This is a genomic window from Pseudomonas sp. LABIM340, from assembly GCF_040017195.2.
Classification (GTDB): domain Bacteria; phylum Pseudomonadota; class Gammaproteobacteria; order Pseudomonadales; family Pseudomonadaceae; genus Pseudomonas.
The window spans coordinates 5,545,585-5,563,524 of sequence record NZ_CM200227.1; the positions used below are offsets into that span (position 1 = coordinate 5,545,585).

A 17,940-nucleotide genomic window follows, 5' to 3' on the forward strand; every position below is an offset into this window, starting at 1 on the left:
GCATGTAACTTAATTTTTCTCTCAACAAGTTCCCCTGCCGCCGACTATGACTGGCGGAGATATGCTTCTGAGCCATCATTCCCTACCGCCTTCGAGGCGTGCCAGCCTATTATAAGGCAAGCCATTAACACAACGGATATACTAACCGAAGTCAGAGTAGAATTTGTACCGAGCAACAATAGCGCCAAGTGCTATGCTTCCTACACACGCCGTTCTGCCCCTCCTGTTATAAACCGTTACTGGGTTACCGTTTATCGATTTGGAAATGGTTGCACAGGAGAAAAAATATATAACCCGACGACCTACTCCTGCTCGCTCGCCCCTCAGAATGGCCGTCCACCTAGGCTTGATCAGAAGTGCGTCGCTCCCGAAGTAGCCAGCACCGGCAATAATCTATATGCAGTGACCGACTCCACTTCTGGACCCGACTTTACTCGCACATATAATAGTTACGACGGTATTTGGCGGCATACTTACTCCGCTTCAGTACGTACGTCCTCAGACGGAAATATTGCTGTTATTCACTCTGACGGGCGGGAGAGCTACTTCACCCAACAGAGCTCGAGTTACTTAGCCTCCACCTTCGACAAAGGCTTGCTGGAAAAATCCCTCACTGGCTGGATCTACAGCTCCGAAGATGGTGGTACATTTACATTTGACGACTCAGGCAAATTGACCGGCAGCACTAGTCCGAGTGGAGCCTCATACTCCGTATCTCATACTTCCAACATTCTGACAATCGTGGACAATCTTGGGCGGACCATTACCATCGCCGAAGACTATCTGCATCAGCCTCTCTCTTTCACAAGCGAGGGAATACAGGCCACCTACTCCTATGACTCGAGCTTTCGTCTGCTCGGTATGACCAAGAGCTCGGCAGGTAAAACCTCCAAAAATGGATACTACTATGAAGACGCGTCTAATCCTTCGCTATTAACTAGAACAACCGATGAGAATGGTGTAAGCATCCACAACTGGAAATACAATACCGATAAGAAAATCATCTCTGTAGAGGGCCCGTCTCAGCAGGGCACCATCTCCTACAACTATGGCCCGGACGGCTCAATGACGGCCACAAACGAATACGGCAAACAAACCAAGTACCGTTACCAATTCGTGCAGGGTATCAATCGAATTACCGCAATTGAAGGTGAGCCCTCGCCTAACTGCCCAAGCAGCAACTCAACCTTTACTTACGACGCCGGTGGCCTACTGAAAACCAAGACCGACGCCAAAGGCAACATTACCACCTACGACTATAACGACCGTGGCCTCGAAACCAGCCGCACGGAAGCATCCGGCACCCTGCAGGCACGTACCACCACCACCGAGTGGCATCCGACCTTGTTCCTGAAAACCAAGGTTACCGAACCCGACCGCATCACTACCTACCAGTACGACGCCCAAGGCCGCCAGACCGGCCAGATCGTCACCCCCCGCTAAACACCAAGGAAGACATCATGCAGGTACATCCCATGTACAGGCTGGGCACGCTCGCCCTTGCCTGCGGCATCGCTATGTCCGCGACAGCGGCAGAGCGTAGCTGGAACTACACCTATACCGCCCAGGGACTGATCGAAACCGCTGACGGCCCACGCACCGACGTACAGGACGTCACCCATTACACCTACGACGCCAGGGGCAACATCACCAAGGTCACCAACGCCCTGGGGCAGGAAACCCTGCTGGGCAATTACGATGATCGTGGCAACCCCGGCACCATCACCGATGCCAATGGCGTGGTCAGCACCCTGACCTACAGCGGCGTGGATCCCAAGCTTGCGAGTGTCACCACAGCCGGCAGCACTACCAGCTTCGAGCACGATGCGGTCGGGCAACTGACCAAGATCACCCGTGCCGACGGCAGCTGGCTGCAATACACCTACGACCCGGCGCGTCGACTGACGGCGATCACCAACAACCTTGGCGAGCGTGTGGAGTACGACGTCGATGTAGCCGGCAAGCGCACTGCGCAGCGCCTGAAAGACGCCACCGGCACGCTGAAGCAGCAACAAAGCTGGGTCTACGACGAACTGGGTCGCCTGCTGCGTTCAGTCGGCGCCGGCGCGCAAACCGATCATTACCAGTACGACCTGAACGACAACCCCACTGGCCATACCAACCCGCGCCAGTTCAGCAACTCCAGCAGCTTCGACGCCCTGGATCGACTGGTCAGCCAGACCGACGCCCTGAATGGCGTCACCCAACTGGGCTACGACGCTCAGGACAACCTGACCAAGGTGCAGGATCCGCGCGGCGTCACCACGCGCTACGAGTACGACGGCCTAGGCAACCTGACCAAGCTGATCAGCCCGGACAGCGGTACCAGCACTTTCGAGTACGATGCCGCCGGCAACGTCACCAAGCAGACAGATGCCCGTGGTGTAGTCGTGACCTTTAGCTACGACGCGCTGAACCGACTGACAGCCCGTCACTATCCGGCCACACCGGCACTGGACGCCAGCTACAGCTACGACGCCACGGCGGGTGGCAACGTCGGCATCGGCCGCTTGACCGCGATCCAGGACGGTAGCGGCACCCTCGCCTACCGCTACGACGTTCGCGGCAACCTGATCGAGCAGGCTCGCAGCCTGAGCATCAACGGCCAGACGCTGGCAGACACCGTGACCCTCCAATACGACGCCGCTGACCAACTGGTGGGCATCGGGTATCCGGGCGCAGTGCAAGTGGGATATCCACGCAATTCGGGCGGACAGGTCACCAGCGTGACCCTTACTCTCGATGGCGGCAGCACCACCAATGTGGCCAGCGGCATCAGCTACCTGCCCTTCGGCCCGCTGCAGCAACTGACCTGGGCCAATGGCATCCAACTCAACCGCCAGTACGACCAGGACTACCAACTCACTCGCCAGGACGTCGGCATTTGGCGTAACGACTACCAGCGTGACGCGAACGGCAACATCACCGAGCAGGCCACCAACATCTGGGGCACGCTGAGCTACGGCTACGACGCGCTAGACCGCCTGACTAGTGAGAACACCGCCAGCAAGCAAGGCAGCTACAGCTACGATGGCGTAGGGAACCGCACACAGCGCCAGATCACCGAGAACGGCGCAACAGCGACCACGGCCTATCAGTACGCCAGCGACAGCAACCGCCTGACCGCCATCGACGGACAGACCGTCAGCACCGACGCCGCGGGCAACCTGACCCAGGACCGAGCCAGCCGACTGCTCGGCTACGATGCCCAGAACCGCTTGGCCACAGTGAAGTTTAGCGGCCAGCAGGTGGCAGAGTATCGCTACAACAGCCTCGGCCAGCGCATGGCCAAGCTCACCGAACAGGGCTTCACCACATACCTATACGGACCGGACGGCCAACTGCTGGCCGAGACTGACTACAGCAGCGCGGGCGCTCAGCAGCGCAACCAGGCGTACCTGTGGCTGGATAACATGCCACTGGCAAGTGTGGAAAAGCAGGGCAATGGCACACCACGCGTGATCTACCTGCACAGCGACCACCTGAACACACCGCGGCTGGCAACCTCAGGGACTCGGGATCTGGTGTGGCAGTGGCAGTCGGATGCCTTCGGCAATGGAGCAGCAAATCAGGATCCGCAAGGAACTGGGCAGCAGACAGTGCTCAATCTACGTTTCCCGGGACAATATTTCGACTTGGAGAGCGGATTGCACTATAACTACCTTCGAAATTATGACCCGCAGACAGGGCGCTATGTCGAAAGTGACCCGCTTGGTTTGGAGTACAAACCGCTTGATCCAGGAATTGAGCTAGCCGAAGAGCTTGGATTGGTAAATCACTCATCGCAAGCTGAGTACATGAACAAGCTTTATCACTATACAGAAAACAACCCCATCAATTTTTACGACATTGACGGGCTTGCACGAGACAAATATCAAAAGCCTGAGAATCCAAACAAAAGAAAAGGTGCAGATGAAAGACAAAAATCTGGGGAGCGTGAGCGAAATGTCGGCCACCCTGAAGGCGAAGAGCACTCCCGGCGCCCCAAAGGTGGAATTAGGATGCGAATGCCAATCCCGTTCATGCTTAACCCGTGTCTAGTCATCCCGACTCTCTGCAACCCTAATTGGCCATATGGCGATGACCAGAACTGTTAGCAGGTAAAATATGACTGATCCGTTCGTAGAAATCCATGAGCTTTTGCGCAGCAAGAATTATGATGCAGCGCTAAACAGGATATACAATAAAAACACGCACTCCATAAGCGAAGAGTTCAAGAAAGACGAGAACCACGCATGGTACATAGCTGGAGATATCTTCTTTAAATCCTCAAACTACGAGATGGCGATACACTCATTCAAGAAGGCATTAGAAAGCCGGATTGATGATATTGAAGCCTACCGGGCCCTAGCCAATAGCTATTCCGCAATCGGAGCACCCGAGAAGTCATGCGACCAGCTCAAAATAGCGCTTCAATTCGCACCAAATGATCCAGCTCTTAATTACAACTTAGGGAATGCGCTCTTTGATATCGGGGACTACAAACAGGCCATAAAAGCTTACGAGAAGGTCCCCCAGGATCAAGGCGAGATTTACACTCTTGCCCAAAAGAATATAAAAACGTCAAAAGATCTAGCCTCCTAAAGCGGATCGGGGCGCTTCACCAGCGCCCCTTTTTCCAACTGCCCGAAAGAATTTATCTGAGCAATTGGAGATAAGCGCATAGCTGACTCCAAATGCTCTGGCGACAAGTGCGCATACCGCATGGTCATCGTGATCGACGAGTGCCCCAGGATCCTCTGCAGCGTGAGGATGTCCCCTCCTCCCATCATGTAATGGCTCGCGAAGGTGTGGCGGAGGATGTGGGTGAGCTGTCCCGGCGTCTGGAATCCGCAGCGCTCATAGGCGCAACGAAAGGCGGCGCGGCACGACATGAACAGGCGGCCAGTTCCAGGCATGCCCACCTTGAACATCAGTTGCTCCAGCTCGGCCGGGATCGGCACTGAGCGACTCTGACGGTTCTTGGTCCGGTGGTAGTGGACCTTTCCCCCATGCACGGCCCCTCGGGCGATGCTCTCGGCCTCTTCCCAGCGGGCACCGGTAGCGAGGCAAAGGAGAGCGACCGGATACGTGTGGTTGTTCGTGCTGGCCTTGCACTCCTCGAGGAGCTGGGCGATCTGATCCAGGGTGAGGAAGGTCAGTTCGACCTGATCAGTCTTGATCTGCCGGACGTTGGCCAGCGGGTTTGCCTTGTGCCATGAGCCGAGGCGGATGAGCTCGGAGAAAATGGCCGAAAGGTAGCGCTGTTCGTGGTTGACCGTCTCCGGCTTCACTTCCGTCAGACGGCGTTGCCGGTATCGTGCCCACGCGAGCGAATCGAACTCGAAGGCCTGCGGATCGCCAAGGCGTTCGGCCAATGCTTGGCAGCGAGCTAGGCGCTGTTTGCCGTCCTTCAGGGTGCAGCCATGGAGGTCGTACCAGACCTTCACCAGATCCGAGAGGCGATCATCCAGCGGGCGGCCTGTCTCGCCCAGGACGGTGAAAAAGTCCTGCTCGTAGCGAATGGCTGCGGACTTGGTGGCGAAGCCCTTCTTGCGTATCCGGCGACCGGAGCGACCGTTCTCGTAGAAGTCGGCCGTCCACGTCTTCCCATCCTTGCGCGCGGTCATATCGCGTAGCCCCGCCTGATGTAGCGATCGTTGATCAGTCCGATGACGTGCTTTTCGAGGTCGCGAGTGCTGTAACCCTTGGCGGTGTAGTGGTCTTCGATCACATGCCAGAAGGGGAGCGTTCTCCCGACCTCAAGCGCTTTTTTTGGCGGAATGCGCTCCCGTGCAATCAGGCTGGCGAACTGGCCCAGGAACATCTCGCAGTTCTTGCCGGAGAAGCCCTGAGCGGTCTTGTAGTAGCGGCGGTACTCGGTGCGTTCGATGAGCGGATCGGCTTCCACCTGGACCTTGGTGTCGAGGCTGATCAACGACCAGAAGGCGTCGAAGATCCCTTCCCGGGAAATGAGCTTGTAGTTGTCGCAGGCGTACTGCCAGAGGCCTTGCAGGTGCGGGCAAAGGCCCTCATAGGTGCGGCAGCCGATTACCTCGCCAGAGGTCATCGTGGAGCCTTCGGAGAACTGTTGGATGATGGAATGGTGATAGCGGAATTCGATGCGCCACACGGTTTCCAGCGGGTTGAAAGCGGGTTCGCCATCGCCGAAAGGATCCCCGTTCAGAGATGCCCACACCGATTCCCAATAGTCGAGTTTGTCGGTCGCTCTCGCCTGCAGCGTCTTGTTGTAGAGGCACATCTGCAGGCCGTTGGCCGAGCCAAACATGAAGGTTTCACCACGCCCATAGACCGAGGCGTTGCCGTCGTATTCGATGCGGTCGATGCCGCTGATCTGGCGCACACGCCGGGACCGGCAGTGCATGCGATCCACGAAGTCCACGGGTGGGGTCCAGCCCTGGACGTCGAGGGCGATGTGGACGGCGCACTGGTTCACCTCGCAGGCCGAGAGAACGCCTGCGGCCAGGTCATCCATTACGCCCTGCAGGATCTTCGGATCGGCACCATCCAGGGCGTGCGGCGACACTTCGATCTTGAGGTGCGGGCCGATGTTCTCCAGCTTCACGTTGTGGTTCTTGATCAGCAGGATCAGACCGAGGTCGGCGTTCTGCAGGCGGAACTGGTAGCCAGAGTCCCGACCGATGCGACCCTTGGCCCACTTGTAGCCGGCGAAGTTGACGAGATCTTCTGGCTCATCGAACAGCGCCATGACTTCCGGGCGGATCATGCCGTTGTACAGCTGCCGCACGGTATCGACGCCACAGCGCAGCAGGCGCACACCCGACAGGTCGGCAAATCTGCCGTTGCTCGGGTCCATGAAAATCCGTCCTTCGGACGACTCATAAAAATCCCCGGTCTCCTTGAGGATCAGGCGGAGGGGGTGAACTGCCTTTTTCATTCTTTCGTACCTTCAATGAGGTTTATTGAGGTGCTTACTCGTTAGCTATCCGACGTGTTACAGGGTCGTCGGCCGCGCCCCGCCGGGCCGTTTGCGGGTGGCCTCCTACGTCGGCTCAAACCGCAAAACGGCCCTGGCGGGCTCACCACAAGAACTTGCCTTTCTCATAGGGAATGACCGTCACCTTGGGCCCGCTGGGCTCGCTGCTGTCCGTGGGCTGAGCGGTCGGGTAGCTCGGGGGCGGAGGTGACGGCTGCGCCATGCGCGCATCAGGGCCGATGCCTCGGTCGGGCAAGGTCGGGTCGAAGTAGCCATTGCGCGCCACGCTGATGCAGAACTCGAAACTGGTCGCGAACTTGGTCGCCTGCTGCGTGTAGCACTGGCAGGACTGGCCGTCCTTCACCGTCTCTGGCGGCCGGCGCTCCACCAACCGGGGATCACTGGTGGACAGGCAGTAGATGCGCGGCTTGCTGACCGGAGTATTGAGCTGGTCATACACCGGGGCCGAAGCTGGCAGGTCAGCTATGCGCGGCTTTCGCTGCTCGATGTACTGCTCAGGGGTGACCGCCTTCGGGGCGTCGCCGCCGCTGGGGCTGATCAGTGAGCCCACCATCGACTTGGCCTGATCGACCATGCCGGGCTGGTCTTTCGGTGTGGAGGCCGTGGCCGCCGCTTCCGCCGGCTTGCTGCCCTGCTGGTAGCGCTCGAAGGCGCGATACACCATGAAGCCGGCGCCGATGATCACCGCTAGCGCGAGCACCATCTTCTTCGGCGGCTTGAACTTGAAGTGGTGTTGCGCCTGGGTGCTGGTGTAGACCCCGAAGTACTTCTTATCGAGCTTGATGACGATCTTGTCAGCGTCCTTGAAGCTGGTCTTTTTCTCGACCGCCTCGATCACGGCTTCCGACTCGAAGCGCAGCAGCTGCTGGCTCTTGAAGACCCGCCAGTAGTGAATATGTCCGTTGCACAATCGGCGCAGGTGCACATCGATGTAGCGCGGGTCCTGCGTCACCAGATGCACTTCGTGACCTTGGTGGCGCATGGTTTCGAAGCGGGTGATGTGCTCCGGCGGCCGGTTGCGTGGGTCGCGGGCGCCGAACCAGCCCTGAGCCTCGTCCACCACGATGATTGCGTCCTGGGGCAGCTCGTACCATTTGAACGGGTCTTCGAACTCGAACCAGGCCGCTTCGAGCTTCTCGGGTTTCAGGCCGGCGACGTTGTGGAAGTAGACGATGCGGCCTTCAGCTTTGGCCTTAGCATCGACTTCGCGGATGGTGTTGAGGGTTTTGCCGTGGCCGGGCTTACCGGTGCGGATATAGAGCATGACCGGTCTCCCTTAGGCGTCGATGTAGTCGCGGCCCGGCGGGTTCCACACCTGCCGACGCAACCGGTCCTGAGCTTTGAGCCAGCCTGCCATGAGCGCGCGGGTGGTGACGGCAGCGAGGTACATGTTGATCGCCACATCGATCTTGGCGAGGCCGAGGATCTGCTGGATCGGCACGGCGACATTGCCCATCTGCGACATCAGGTAGCTGCGCGCCACGTCGATCAGCAGGTTGAAGCCGACGTAGCTGACGACCGCGAAGCCGATGGCGCGCAGGACCATCTTCACGATGGGCACGGCGATGATCAGGAGCATCTGGACGATAAAGGCGTATTGCATCATTCACCTCCTAAGGAGCGCCCGACGTAGAGGACGCAGAAAGCCCCGACCGCGATGACGATCAGGTAGCCAAGGTCAGTGGCAGCCGCGCACAGCGGCTCATAGGTCACGGCGAAGGTGCGGCCGCCGTTGGTTCTGAGGGAGAAGGTCTTGTCAGCCGGGCAGGAGGCGGGAAGGAAGCGCGTGCCCTGGTTGATGAAGGACGGGATTTGAATCTCGGTGCTGTCGTCCATTTCGAACTTGGGGCCGGTGACAGCGGCCTTGATCTCGGCCTTGTGCTTCTCGTAGTCGCTCTGCTTTTCGTAGGCGCAGCGCAGGGCTTTTTCCTGGGTCAGCACCGCGCAGTCGATGGCGTCGCCGGAGCAGGACAGCGGCACATCGCAGGGCTCTCCCGAGGCGAGGCGTTCGGGCTTTTCCTCATCCTCCTTGTCCTTTTCTTCGTCGGGCTTTTCCTGCGGCTCACCTTCGTCGGTGGTGGTTTCCTCACCGGTCTTCACGCCGTCCTGGGTGGTGGTTTTGGTGGTGACGGTGTCGTAGTCGAAGAAGGTGTCGCCGTAGCGGATGTTGTAGGTGGTGTTGGTCGTGGTGGAGGTGTTACCGAGGGTGCCGTCGGGACGGTTATAGGTCCCGGTGGTGGTTTGCTTGGGCCCCTGCACGGACGGCGGGCCAGCAATAATGGCCTTGCTTTGCTTCTGCAGGTCGTCATAGCAGCCCTGCGGATTGACGGTGCCGTAGGAGCCGCCGCACACATCCGAGAGCAAGGTCTTCAGCCATGCCGCCGACTGAGCAGCGATCCACGGATCGATGGCGCCCCAATCGGATTCCTTGAGATCAACCTTGCCGTTGGGGTTGATCTCGGTGGCCTGGATAAGGCGCTTGTAGGACCTCGGGTAAGGGTTGCCCGGCGTAACCGAAGCACAGCTGCCGGAGTAGCCCAGCGCAGAAGAGGTGCAGTTGTTCAGTTGCGTCCAGCCTTCGGACGCCAAGAGCCTGCACGACGCCGTATGGAGGTAAGTACCGGCACCAGAGCCCGTCTGCGTGAACACCATGTTCTTATCAATGGTTGTGCTGGCGTTGTAGTAGTTGCAGACGCCGTACTGGGCGACACCCGAGTTGGTCGGTTTGGTGTCGCAGTTGGTCGATTCAACACCGTCGACCGTGCAGGTCTTGCGCTGAATTTTGGTGTTGTCATCGGACATCACCCAACCGACGCCCGCGATGGCGCCAGAGATCGCGGCGCTCATCACCAACTGCCCGGCGTTGGTCTTGAGGCCAGCCTTGAGCTTGGAGCCGATCCCAGCCACAGGCACCGTGACCTTGGGTTTGACCGTGACCGGGGTCTTCGCAGCAGAGCCACCCATCCAGCCCTTACGCTCGGCTTCGAGCAGCAGGTCAGCGTTCGACTTGGAAGGGACGTAGCCGGTGATCGAGCCGTTGGCGGCGCTGTAGCCGGGGCCAGCCTTGATGAAGGGATCGACCTTCACCCGCTCGGTGGCGAAGGCTGGTCCGGCGATCAGGAGGGCCAGCAGCAGTGCGAGATAACGGCCCATGGTCAAACCCGCCCGAACAGGACCACGGCAAAGGCCACGGTGGTGACGATGAGGACGAACCATTGAACGGACATTGTTCGGACTCCAGAAGAAAGAACCCCGCCGGAGCGGGGTTCGGTGCTTCGGCTGTCAGGCCGGGTGGGATTACAGGGCGCGGCGCATGTACTTGAACGCCGCGGCGGCGACCAGCACGGCGAAGACGGCCCAACCGATGGTGTTGGTGTCGTCACCCGCGGTGGTCAGTGCAGCGGTGGCGTCAGCCGGTACAGCGGCCATGGCGGCACCAGCGGCACCGAGGGTCAGAGCGCCGACAGCAGCGGCCTTGCGACCGAATGCCGAAGCACTGTTTTGCAGATGGGTCTTGAGCTGTTTCATGGGGTGTTACCTCGCTACTTGAGCAGTCGTTTCAGGACCAGGAAGCCGAAGGCGATGCAGAACAGCGCGAGGACTTCGCCACGCAGTTCCGCCACCTGATCCCAGGTGAGTGCAGAGCCGAACTCGCTCTGCATTTCCTCGCTCGTGACGACGTGCAGGACTCCGGTGCAGATGGCCGAGCCATCGGCGCTGACAGCCCAGCTGCCGTCACAAGCGAGGAAATTCACAGGAAGCGCGCCACGCCATCGACCCACCCCCACAGGTAGCCGGTGGCGAGGCCCACGACGAACAGGGAGAGGTACTTAGTCATGGCAGCGCTCCCGAATTAGCTTTTGGCCGAGTCGCCGGGTTTCTCGGCGGCGGGCTGTTGAGTGGGGCGCTGGGCTTGAGGCTGAGCAGCAGGACGGGCGGCCGGCGTCGGAGCGCTGGCTTCTTTGCCCACTGCCAGCAGTTCGGTCAGCACCTGGGTATTGGTGGTGCGGCCGAAACGGTCCTGGGTCGGGCGGACGACGCTGGCGAACTTGCAGAGCACCGGAGCGCCTTCGAAGACAATGGAATCCAGCAGGGTCGGTTCAACGTTGTACTCGCTGATCTCAAAGCCCTTGGCGTTACCGCGAGCGGTTTCCGGGATAGGGGAAATGGCCTGGACGCTGGCGAAGATCTCGCCGGACTTGGTGGAGGTGTAGGTGTCGGTCTTGGTGACCCAGAGTTCGACTACGCCGCCGGTGGTTGCAAACATGTTCATCTGAAGCTCCTTTGCCTTTTTCGGGCATGAGTTGGCCCGCTGCTGCAAATTGGGCGCGTTGGTGGCCGTCATTCAGCGGGTGTGGTGGTGCCTGGGTTTTGCGGTAGTGCTGGCGGTAAGTGGGTCAACACAAAGGGCTCTGCCCTTGTCATCCCGCTCTTGCCGCCGAGGGCTCAGGAGCGCGGGGCGGTGGTGCTGCCCCTCACTCCCGAGCGGAGGCTATTCAGGGAGGGGGACGGTCAAGGGTGCGCTTCGCCCGGCGCTCCGTTTGTCCGAACGGAAAAGCGCGTTCGGACAAGCCGGTGCGGCGGCCCTGGACCTGATTGGCCCAGGTGGGGATGGTGTGGCGAGCGTGGTAGCGGCCAACCACAGCGCCGATCACCAGCAAGACGAGCCAGAAGATCAGGTGCGGGATCGGATTAGAAAGCATGGCGGGCCTCCTGGATCAGGGGCAGTTGGCGCGGCTCCTGGTAGACGGTGGGAGCCGGTGAGCGCAGTTGCTCAATGACGTAACGGCCCCACTGCTCAGCCATGGCATCGGCAATGCCTTGATAGGTGCGGCTGCGGTTCTTCCAGCGATCCGGGCCCGGTGCCATGTAATGCACCACCGGTTCTCTGCCATCGACAACGTCGGTGGGCTGGAGCTTGGGCAGGTTCTGCAGCCAGAAGTGGGTTTCCTTGCGCTCTCCGTGGCCGAACATCCAAGGCTGGACGATCTGGTCCGGTTTGCGGATGTGGCTGGAGATGACCGACTTGGGGTTTTCCAGGGCCTTGAAGCGGATCGGTGCTGCTAACAGGGTGCGGACGAAATCCAGGGCGCGGGCCTGACGACCGTCTGCGATCTTCGCGGCGAAGTGCCGGGCACCGGACGTGGCGAGGTCAGTGCATGGCGGATGGGCGATCAGCAGATCCCAGCCCCAGTCCAGCAGCTCCAGGACGTTTCCCTGGAAGTGCTCGCCATTCTGCTCCGTGGGCAGCAGGTCGCAGCTGACGGCATAGAAGCCGACTCTGGCCAGGGCATCACGAACACGCCCGGAGAACTCGCAGGCAACTAGGGCGGTGGGCTGACGGTTACGCATGGCTCAGCCCTCCAGCTCGAACGGCTCGCGAATCGGGACGAAGGGTGTCGGCTTCCCGCTGTCGTAGATAACGTGCCAGTACTTCGGGGGACGGAGCGCGGGCATGTGTTTCGCGCAGGTAAAACCCGACTCCACTCGGTACGTCGAGTGGATCGAGCGCCACACTCCCGCGACCTTGGCCATCGTGGTAACGACCGTGAAGACCCGTGTAGGGCGGCACTCGGTGCAGGGTGTGAACTGGGAGGCTGCGGGCTTCGCCAGTTCTCGACGGGACCAGCAGACAGAGCAGTCGCAGTCCGAAGCGTGCGGCTTGCCCCGGTACGCACGGAGTAGATTCATGGCTCATGCCCTCACCCCGCGCACTCGGTATCCCTGCAGGGCGCGTTCACGGGTCAGGCTCCAGGAGCGAGGGGCTTCGGCATCGGAGGGGAAGCCGGAGACAGCTTCATCAATCCACTGCTGGCATTCCACGCGGGAAGCGCCTTGATGAACGCGGTGCCAACGACGCTGGCGGGTCGGACCGTGGAAGGTGCACATCTCAACCAGGTAACGGTTACTCATCGTCGTAGTCCCCTTGGCAGAAGATCGACTTACCCCGGTCGAGGTCGCGGCGGATTTTGTGGAGGTTAATGACGCGGCGGCGGCCAATCTTGGCGGTCGGCACGGTCTTGGTTTCGACCCAGCCACGCACCACGTCTTCCGTGATGTCCTCCAGGCCCAGCATCTGGGCGAATACCGCCTGGGAGCAGAACGGAGCGGTACGGAAGTCCGTGACCTTTTCCATCGCACCTGTGACGGTGAACCCCACTATTCCAGACTCTTCCATGGTTTTGCCCTATAATAAAAATCGGACTTACTGAGTAATTTCTACTAAGTAGGCAAACCATACATTTAGATTGGTACTGAGTACAATCTACTAAGTAGATTATTTGAGCATGATAAAAGACCGCCTTATAACCTTGTTCAACAAGGAGCGGACAAGCGTCTGGTTCGAGAAGGAAACCGGTATTGATCGTTACCGGTGGGGAAACGTGCGCAATGGAAAGGCACGCATTACAGATGCCGAGATCGAGGCCGTGATAGCCCTTTTTCCCCAGTACGCTCTATGGCTGGTGACTGGAGAGGTCGCGCCCGAAAGCGGCCAAACGAGCCCGGAATACGATGAGGCCCACCGAAACTTGGTCGGACAAGACGCGGGATAGAGATTACCCAAAAGGTCGCTAGGCGTTGGTTTGCCCGAGACACTTCCGCCGAGGATAAGTGAGGTAGATATAGCAGGCATAGCCTGCTCACTTCAGCCTAAAGTGACGAACCAAATGAAACAATAAACATCAATGCGCGCTTTTCAGTAATTTCTTATTGACACTGGATACAGTAAAAAATATCCAGCCAACGCTCAACGCCTGCAACCTCCCGCAAAATCACGCGACAGTTGTCAACTATAAAACTCGCGCATTTTATCGAAACATCTAAAATAGTAGCACGTGAAATTTCACATATTAACCACGCTCAAATATATCATCAATTTGAAAATCAATGCTTTTTTCAGAATCAATCTCGGGTTCCCTTACAAAATACTCACCAGACTCTCCTTTACCCTCTACTTCCGCATCAACGTTAGAACTTACAACACGATCAATATCTAAGCCGTCTATAACCTCATAAATTCTATCTTGCGACAGGCTTACCCCCATCCTCTCACACTGCCCCTCAACAAAACTGATTAGATCGGACCGGAAATAATCATAACTGCTATAAACCTCACTCAATATACCCTCTTGAATAACCTCATCAGTTATATTCTCCACAAGGACATTAACCACCATATCTTGAAATAGATCACCCACCTCCTCATCACCAAGATTTAAGAGCCTAACAATATCGGAAATCAAAGCAATTTCATCATACCCAAACCCGTCGCTACTCACCCATTCCTGAACGACTCCAATTAAAACCTGATCATCTCTTGAAATAAACTCAGCTTCCAAACAAAAACAAATAAACTTCAAATACCCTTCACTAAACATAGGAAAAACATTGATTCGCTCTCGCTCGCAAATGTCAGACATCACATTTAGCAATCTCTCACTCTGAGGCTTTAGCTCTGCCGATAGCCCTACCGCTCTCTCAAAGAATGCACCTCGACTTTCATCCCCTGAACTCAAGTCTTCAGCTAACACATAAAAAAGAATATCCTCGCACTTCTTAGAGCTAATACTCCCCGAAGATCGCAGGCTTCTAAGGTTGTCTATAAACCCTGAAGACTTAACCGAGATAAATATATTCGCCAGAGACAAAGCGTCACCAAGGCAATTCCCAACCACATAATCCCCAATTGACGGATTAAAAAGATCATAGTGAGCATCCCTATCCCCCCTAATAGTTCTATTTAACAGAGCACCAACCAACAAGCGGGTTAACGCTTCAAAATCCCTTCCATCATCATGAATAACTCCGCGCTCCTTCAATCTATAAAAACCACTTTCAAGGCTTTGTTCTGAGAGAGCCCGACCATGAAGGGCAACAGCTATCACGAGCAACCGGCAAGTAGAATCAACTTGAACATCGAAAACATTTCTCCAAATCTCCTTCGGATTGGACAAAGTCCTCTCAATATAATCCCAATAAGAAGCCGTACCTATATCCTCTACTCGTTGAAGATCAGTAATGAACGAAATAAGACGCGGATTGAAATTAGCATGCCGAATAACATCAATATATCTTTTATCCTTATATATCTCCTCGATATACCCCTCACGCAAGTCGCTAAACCAAATATGGTTATAGAAAATCTTGGCTTTATCCAGATCACCAAGATCAGTCATTGAAACTTCAAACTCCCTCCTCTCTATTTTATTTATATCGAACAAATCACTTAGCCTCTTACCTTGATTCAATATAGTTGTCCGAGAGGTTAAGATAAATCTTTTTTTCGGGTCTCTTTCAACTCGCCGAATAAAGCTGACCAGCTGAGAGTCCTCATGTGACTTCAGCGCCAAAAGAAAGTTTCTACCTAAAAAATCGTCAAAATAAAAAACTTGCTGAAGTGAATCATCATAAGCAGCCTCTGCTTCACTAAGAGAGTTCTCTATAAAATAAAGCTCATAATTTTTTGCCGCATAGAACTGACAGAGCTGATCAGCAAGAAACGTTTTGCCAACTCCTGGAGCCCCCGTAATTACTACTGAATGCAGTGACTCTAATTTTTCTATCGCTTTTTCATGCCCCTCGGTAACTACGTACATTGCTGATTCAGATATAATCTCCTCGGCCTTAAATTTACTTCGTCCAATAATTGCAGAATTCAAAACAGCCTGCAAAACTCTAGTGCTCGTTATCCATAGTTTATAATGTCGCCTCTCTACATCACCATGCGTTGACAGCAATTGATTTAAATCTTCAGCACCATATATATCACTCTCGCTTTTCACAAATGGAGAAAGCGCATTTTTAATCTTTATCTTATTCGCCCTGGACAACCCAAGCGACGTCACAAGAATATAACTCTTCGGCTTCAATAAAGAAACTTTAGCGCACTCTTTATCTTCTAGCTGCTTAATTAAAGCGGGCACCCCTGACTTAATCCAATGCTTACACTGAACAATCACCTCCCCCCCAGACTGACTGAAATAACGCCCATCGACCCCAAGATCCTTCCCAGCCTTAAATCTTTCGATTCTCACGCCCAAGTGAACTGAAAGCAAATCAGTCACGAGCATTTCAAAGTCTTTATCATTTAGACTGGAAAAGTCATAATCGGACATTAATTCAAACTCCCTATTACCTGACAATCTCAAAGGACCATGAATCCAAACCATGCCAAATTCTTAGATATAAATTATTTCTCGCCCGTATAGCACCTATTTATCCCATCGGACTAAATGAGCTTTCTGCCGTGCAATAACGTTCTTTCATTTGATAGCTGAAATCCGAGCGATCTCTACCAGCTCGAGCGGTCCAGGCACGGCATTGCTCCCTAAAATGTACCTTTGCACCTTTTCGGCACTCTCGATACTCAACGGAACCCCATCCTTGGTTCCGGCAGACAGATCCACCGTCAATGACGTTGTTAATAACAACCCACTCAGCCAGGTACCCGCTGCCGCCACCCCAGCTTTTTATCCACTGCGAATCGCGCTCCTGGGCGTAATTTTGAGCACTGCCCTGCCGAGCTATTCGCTGGTCCCGCTCAGCCTGAAACTGCGCCAGGTATTCTTGAGAGACCATGCCTTGGGGCTCAGACGCATTCTGCGGAGTATGGGTGCGCGGTAGCTCGCCACCGTTCTGGCAACGAATGACGTTTTCATCGATGGCATTGCCACCGTTCAGGCAATCGCGCAATGAGCGGCGGTTGGGTGCTTCGGGCGCGGTTGAGCGATGGGTTACTTCAGAAGGAGGTGCCGGAAGGTCCTGAGGATCCTCGGCAATCGGGATGCTCTCTTCGACGGGCGCAGGGGTCGAGAGACGATCTACGAAAGAACGGAGAAAAGGCCAGGTCAGCGTGAGGACTGTAAGCAACACCATGCCGCCAAACAGGTGCAGAGCGTTCCAACGGAAGGCCTTGCGCCGCTTCCGAGTTATCCCCTCTCGCTGCCGCTCACTACTCTCGCGACGCATCCATTCGCGGTCATCCAGTCCCATGGTCCTTCCCTGCGTGTATCCGTACATGGCATGTGGCCATGTCGAAGCTAGCGCGAGACGCCAGTACCCGTAAAGACTCTAAGGGGACTACATAAGGCCAATTGTCAGAAACAGCCGGTTGAAATGAGGTTTCGTCGCCTCGGAAAGGCCAGGTTTACTGAGTTTTTAGGCGGCCTAGAGGCTCTCATGCGACTAATGGCTGATCATCGGTAAATGACGTTCGGTGCCTCTGTCGGGTATTTCTCATTCATCTCGCCAAGCAGGTCCATCAGCTGCTTCGACTCTTCCGGCATAGTCACGGAAAATGCAGACCACCCTTGGAATTCCAACACCTCCGGCATATCCACCAATCCCGTGATGGAATCCCAGAAAGCATCCCAGTTCCGGCCATACCAATTGGGAAATCCCAGGGCTTGCGCCAAACACTGATGCAGGCTTTCTTCACCCTGCACACCACCGAGATCAATAGTGATCCTCTGCGGACGCGTCATTCGAGGGAGTCCTGTGATCCGGCGCCCATCAACTCGGCGGACGAATGAGCCGCTAGCTCAGTTGAGATTTCGGGCTCGCTCCAAGCAAACACGCTCACGCAAGCATTCTGGCCACTTACAAAATACTCTCGGACTTTCTTGGTCCACTTGCCGACGAACCCTGCTCTTGCACACTCCTGTTCCCACCAGCCACCAGCGGTCACCTCGATGACCAGGCCGGGAACGTGCCCCCAGAACTCCCCAAGGTCCCCTTCATCAAGAACGCGGAAACCTTCGACTCCAGGGAAGGTGATTTGCCAACGCGCATCGCCCTCAAGATCACGTACCTCGACCCGCAGCGAATCCACGTCGTAACTAACTCCGACGACCTCTGCTCTTCTGCAGGTCAGGGTGGTTGCCGCCACAGCGGTGATGCGAGATAGATCCGTAGGGGTCACGCCAGCCTTCCTTGGGTGCTCGGATTTGAGGTGACTACATCATAGCGCCAGCGTGAAACAG

The 17,940-nt window shown here is 56.4% G+C and carries 20 protein-coding genes; 4 read left to right on the plus strand and 16 right to left on the minus strand.

What is annotated here, in order from left to right:
• Window positions 1–594: 594 nt before the first annotated feature.
• The 3 genes from ABKS89_RS25545 to ABKS89_RS25555 are packed head-to-tail and all read left to right on the plus strand — an operon-like array spanning window position 595 to window position 4,584.
• The gene (locus tag ABKS89_RS25545) at window positions 595–1,443 is read left to right on the plus strand and encodes an RHS repeat protein (RefSeq protein ID WP_518300969.1); all 849 of its coding nucleotides are present in this window, start codon (window positions 595–597) and stop codon (window positions 1,441–1,443) included.
• 17 nt (window positions 1,444–1,460) lie between these two features.
• Window positions 1,461–4,097: an RHS repeat-associated core domain-containing protein gene (locus ABKS89_RS25550; protein WP_348587544.1), complete on the plus strand. Its 2,637-nt coding sequence runs from the start codon at window positions 1,461–1,463 to the stop codon at window positions 4,095–4,097.
• 10 nt (window positions 4,098–4,107) lie between these two features.
• Window positions 4,108–4,584 carry a tetratricopeptide repeat protein gene (locus tag ABKS89_RS25555; RefSeq protein WP_348587546.1) on the plus strand — a complete coding sequence of 159 codons (477 nt, stop codon included), beginning with the start codon at window positions 4,108–4,110 and terminating at the stop codon, window positions 4,582–4,584.
• On the opposite strand, the gene ABKS89_RS25560 is transcribed toward ABKS89_RS25555, so the two are convergent.
• The 12 genes from ABKS89_RS25560 to ABKS89_RS25615 form a co-directional block, all read right to left on the minus strand.
• Entirely contained in the window at window positions 4,581–5,609 is a 1,029-nt protein-coding gene (locus ABKS89_RS25560; protein ID WP_348587548.1) for a phage integrase, read from the minus strand. The two genes, ABKS89_RS25555 and ABKS89_RS25560, sit on opposite strands and share 4 nt — an antisense overlap.
• Entirely contained in the window at window positions 5,606–6,898 is a 1,293-nt protein-coding gene (locus ABKS89_RS25565; RefSeq protein ID WP_348587550.1) for a phage replication initiation factor, read from the minus strand. Before ABKS89_RS25565 ends, ABKS89_RS25560 begins: the two co-directional genes overlap by 4 nt.
• Window positions 6,899–7,040: 142 nt before the next feature.
• Window positions 7,041–8,222, minus strand: a complete 1,182-nt coding sequence (locus ABKS89_RS25570) for a zonular occludens toxin domain-containing protein (RefSeq protein ID WP_348587552.1) — start codon at window positions 8,220–8,222, stop codon at window positions 7,041–7,043.
• A gap of 12 nt (window positions 8,223–8,234) precedes the next feature.
• On the minus strand, window positions 8,235–8,561 hold the full coding sequence (locus ABKS89_RS25575) for a DUF2523 domain-containing protein (RefSeq protein WP_296284852.1): 327 nt from the start codon (window positions 8,559–8,561) through the stop codon (window positions 8,235–8,237).
• Window positions 8,561–10,111, minus strand: a complete 1,551-nt coding sequence (locus ABKS89_RS25580; protein ID WP_348587553.1) for a virulence factor TspB C-terminal domain-related protein — start codon at window positions 10,109–10,111, stop codon at window positions 8,561–8,563. The genes ABKS89_RS25575 and ABKS89_RS25580 overlap by 1 nt, the downstream gene beginning before the upstream one ends.
• 144 nt (window positions 10,112–10,255) lie before the next feature.
• A complete protein-coding gene (locus ABKS89_RS25585) occupies window positions 10,256–10,486 on the minus strand; it encodes a major capsid protein (protein ID WP_138212899.1) in 231 nt (76 codons plus the stop codon).
• Window positions 10,487–10,500: 14 nt separating this feature from the next.
• Window positions 10,501–10,713: a hypothetical protein gene (locus ABKS89_RS25590; protein WP_348587555.1), complete on the minus strand. Its 213-nt coding sequence runs from the start codon at window positions 10,711–10,713 to the stop codon at window positions 10,501–10,503.
• A 98-nt stretch (window positions 10,714–10,811) separates the two neighbouring features.
• Window positions 10,812–11,231: a DNA-binding protein gene (locus tag ABKS89_RS25595; RefSeq protein WP_218435672.1), complete on the minus strand. Its 420-nt coding sequence runs from the start codon at window positions 11,229–11,231 to the stop codon at window positions 10,812–10,814.
• A gap of 223 nt (window positions 11,232–11,454) precedes the next feature.
• Entirely contained in the window at window positions 11,455–11,661 is a 207-nt protein-coding gene (locus ABKS89_RS25600; protein WP_348587557.1) for a hypothetical protein, read from the minus strand.
• Entirely contained in the window at window positions 11,651–12,310 is a 660-nt protein-coding gene (locus ABKS89_RS25605) for a DNA cytosine methyltransferase (RefSeq protein ID WP_348587559.1), read from the minus strand. The genes ABKS89_RS25600 and ABKS89_RS25605 overlap by 11 nt, the downstream gene beginning before the upstream one ends.
• A 3-nt stretch (window positions 12,311–12,313) precedes the next feature.
• Window positions 12,314–12,649 carry a lysogeny maintenance protein PflM gene (gene pflM, locus ABKS89_RS25610; protein WP_348587561.1) on the minus strand — a complete coding sequence of 112 codons (336 nt, stop codon included), beginning with the start codon at window positions 12,647–12,649 and terminating at the stop codon, window positions 12,314–12,316.
• A 214-nt stretch (window positions 12,650–12,863) separates the two neighbouring features.
• A complete protein-coding gene (locus ABKS89_RS25615; protein ID WP_045217776.1) occupies window positions 12,864–13,136 on the minus strand; it encodes a hypothetical protein in 273 nt (90 codons plus the stop codon).
• Window positions 13,137–13,245: 109 nt separating this feature from the next.
• On the opposite strand from ABKS89_RS25615, the gene ABKS89_RS25620 reads away from it, so the two are divergent.
• Window positions 13,246–13,512 (plus strand): hypothetical protein, encoded by a 267-nt coding sequence (locus tag ABKS89_RS25620; protein WP_034073212.1) that lies wholly within the window; start codon window positions 13,246–13,248, stop codon window positions 13,510–13,512.
• 297 nt (window positions 13,513–13,809) lie between these two features.
• Here ABKS89_RS25620 and ABKS89_RS25625 read toward each other — a convergent pair whose 3' ends face one another.
• The 4 genes from ABKS89_RS25625 to ABKS89_RS25640 all read right to left on the minus strand — a co-directional run bounded on the left by ABKS89_RS25625 (window position 13,810) and on the right by ABKS89_RS25640 (window position 17,879).
• Window positions 13,810–16,074 carry an nSTAND3 domain-containing NTPase gene (locus tag ABKS89_RS25625; RefSeq protein WP_348587563.1) on the minus strand — a complete coding sequence of 755 codons (2,265 nt, stop codon included), beginning with the start codon at window positions 16,072–16,074 and terminating at the stop codon, window positions 13,810–13,812.
• 100 nt (window positions 16,075–16,174) lie between these two features.
• Window positions 16,175–16,951, minus strand: a complete 777-nt coding sequence (locus tag ABKS89_RS25630) for a hypothetical protein (protein ID WP_348587565.1) — start codon at window positions 16,949–16,951, stop codon at window positions 16,175–16,177.
• Between the two features lie 203 nt (window positions 16,952–17,154).
• The gene (locus tag ABKS89_RS25635; protein ID WP_348587567.1) at window positions 17,155–17,442 is read right to left on the minus strand and encodes a barstar family protein; all 288 of its coding nucleotides are present in this window, start codon (window positions 17,440–17,442) and stop codon (window positions 17,155–17,157) included.
• Entirely contained in the window at window positions 17,439–17,879 is a 441-nt protein-coding gene (locus ABKS89_RS25640) for a hypothetical protein (RefSeq protein WP_348587568.1), read from the minus strand. The genes ABKS89_RS25635 and ABKS89_RS25640 overlap by 4 nt, the downstream gene beginning before the upstream one ends.
• Window positions 17,880–17,940: the final 61 nt, after the last annotated feature.

Coding starts and splice junctions, on each gene's coding strand:
- ABKS89_RS25585 (WP_138212899.1), bottom strand. CDS start 10,486: ATGAAACAGCTCAAGACCCATCTGCAAAACAGTGCTTCGGCATTCGGT.
- ABKS89_RS25570 (WP_348587552.1), bottom strand. CDS start 8,222: ATGCTCTATATCCGCACCGGTAAGCCCGGCCACGGCAAAACCCTCAAC.
- ABKS89_RS25605 (WP_348587559.1), bottom strand. CDS start 12,310: ATGCGTAACCGTCAGCCCACCGCCCTAGTTGCCTGCGAGTTCTCCGGG.
- ABKS89_RS25625 (WP_348587563.1), bottom strand. CDS start 16,074: ATGTCCGATTATGACTTTTCCAGTCTAAATGATAAAGACTTTGAAATG.
- ABKS89_RS25630 (WP_348587565.1), bottom strand. CDS start 16,951: ATGGGACTGGATGACCGCGAATGGATGCGTCGCGAGAGTAGTGAGCGG.
- ABKS89_RS25550 (WP_348587544.1), top strand. CDS start 1,461: ATGCAGGTACATCCCATGTACAGGCTGGGCACGCTCGCCCTTGCCTGC.
- ABKS89_RS25565 (WP_348587550.1), bottom strand. CDS start 6,898: ATGAAAAAGGCAGTTCACCCCCTCCGCCTGATCCTCAAGGAGACCGGG.
- ABKS89_RS25620 (WP_034073212.1), top strand. CDS start 13,246: ATGATAAAAGACCGCCTTATAACCTTGTTCAACAAGGAGCGGACAAGC.
- ABKS89_RS25595 (WP_218435672.1), bottom strand. CDS start 11,231: ATGAACATGTTTGCAACCACCGGCGGCGTAGTCGAACTCTGGGTCACC.
- ABKS89_RS25555 (WP_348587546.1), top strand. CDS start 4,108: ATGACTGATCCGTTCGTAGAAATCCATGAGCTTTTGCGCAGCAAGAAT.
- ABKS89_RS25600 (WP_348587557.1), bottom strand. CDS start 11,661: ATGCTTTCTAATCCGATCCCGCACCTGATCTTCTGGCTCGTCTTGCTG.
- ABKS89_RS25615 (WP_045217776.1), bottom strand. CDS start 13,136: ATGGAAGAGTCTGGAATAGTGGGGTTCACCGTCACAGGTGCGATGGAA.
- ABKS89_RS25580 (WP_348587553.1), bottom strand. CDS start 10,111: ATGGGCCGTTATCTCGCACTGCTGCTGGCCCTCCTGATCGCCGGACCA.
- ABKS89_RS25635 (WP_348587567.1), bottom strand. CDS start 17,442: ATGACGCGTCCGCAGAGGATCACTATTGATCTCGGTGGTGTGCAGGGT.
- ABKS89_RS25560 (WP_348587548.1), bottom strand. CDS start 5,609: ATGACCGCGCGCAAGGATGGGAAGACGTGGACGGCCGACTTCTACGAG.
- ABKS89_RS25575 (WP_296284852.1), bottom strand. CDS start 8,561: ATGCAATACGCCTTTATCGTCCAGATGCTCCTGATCATCGCCGTGCCC.
- pflM (WP_348587561.1), bottom strand. CDS start 12,649: ATGAATCTACTCCGTGCGTACCGGGGCAAGCCGCACGCTTCGGACTGC.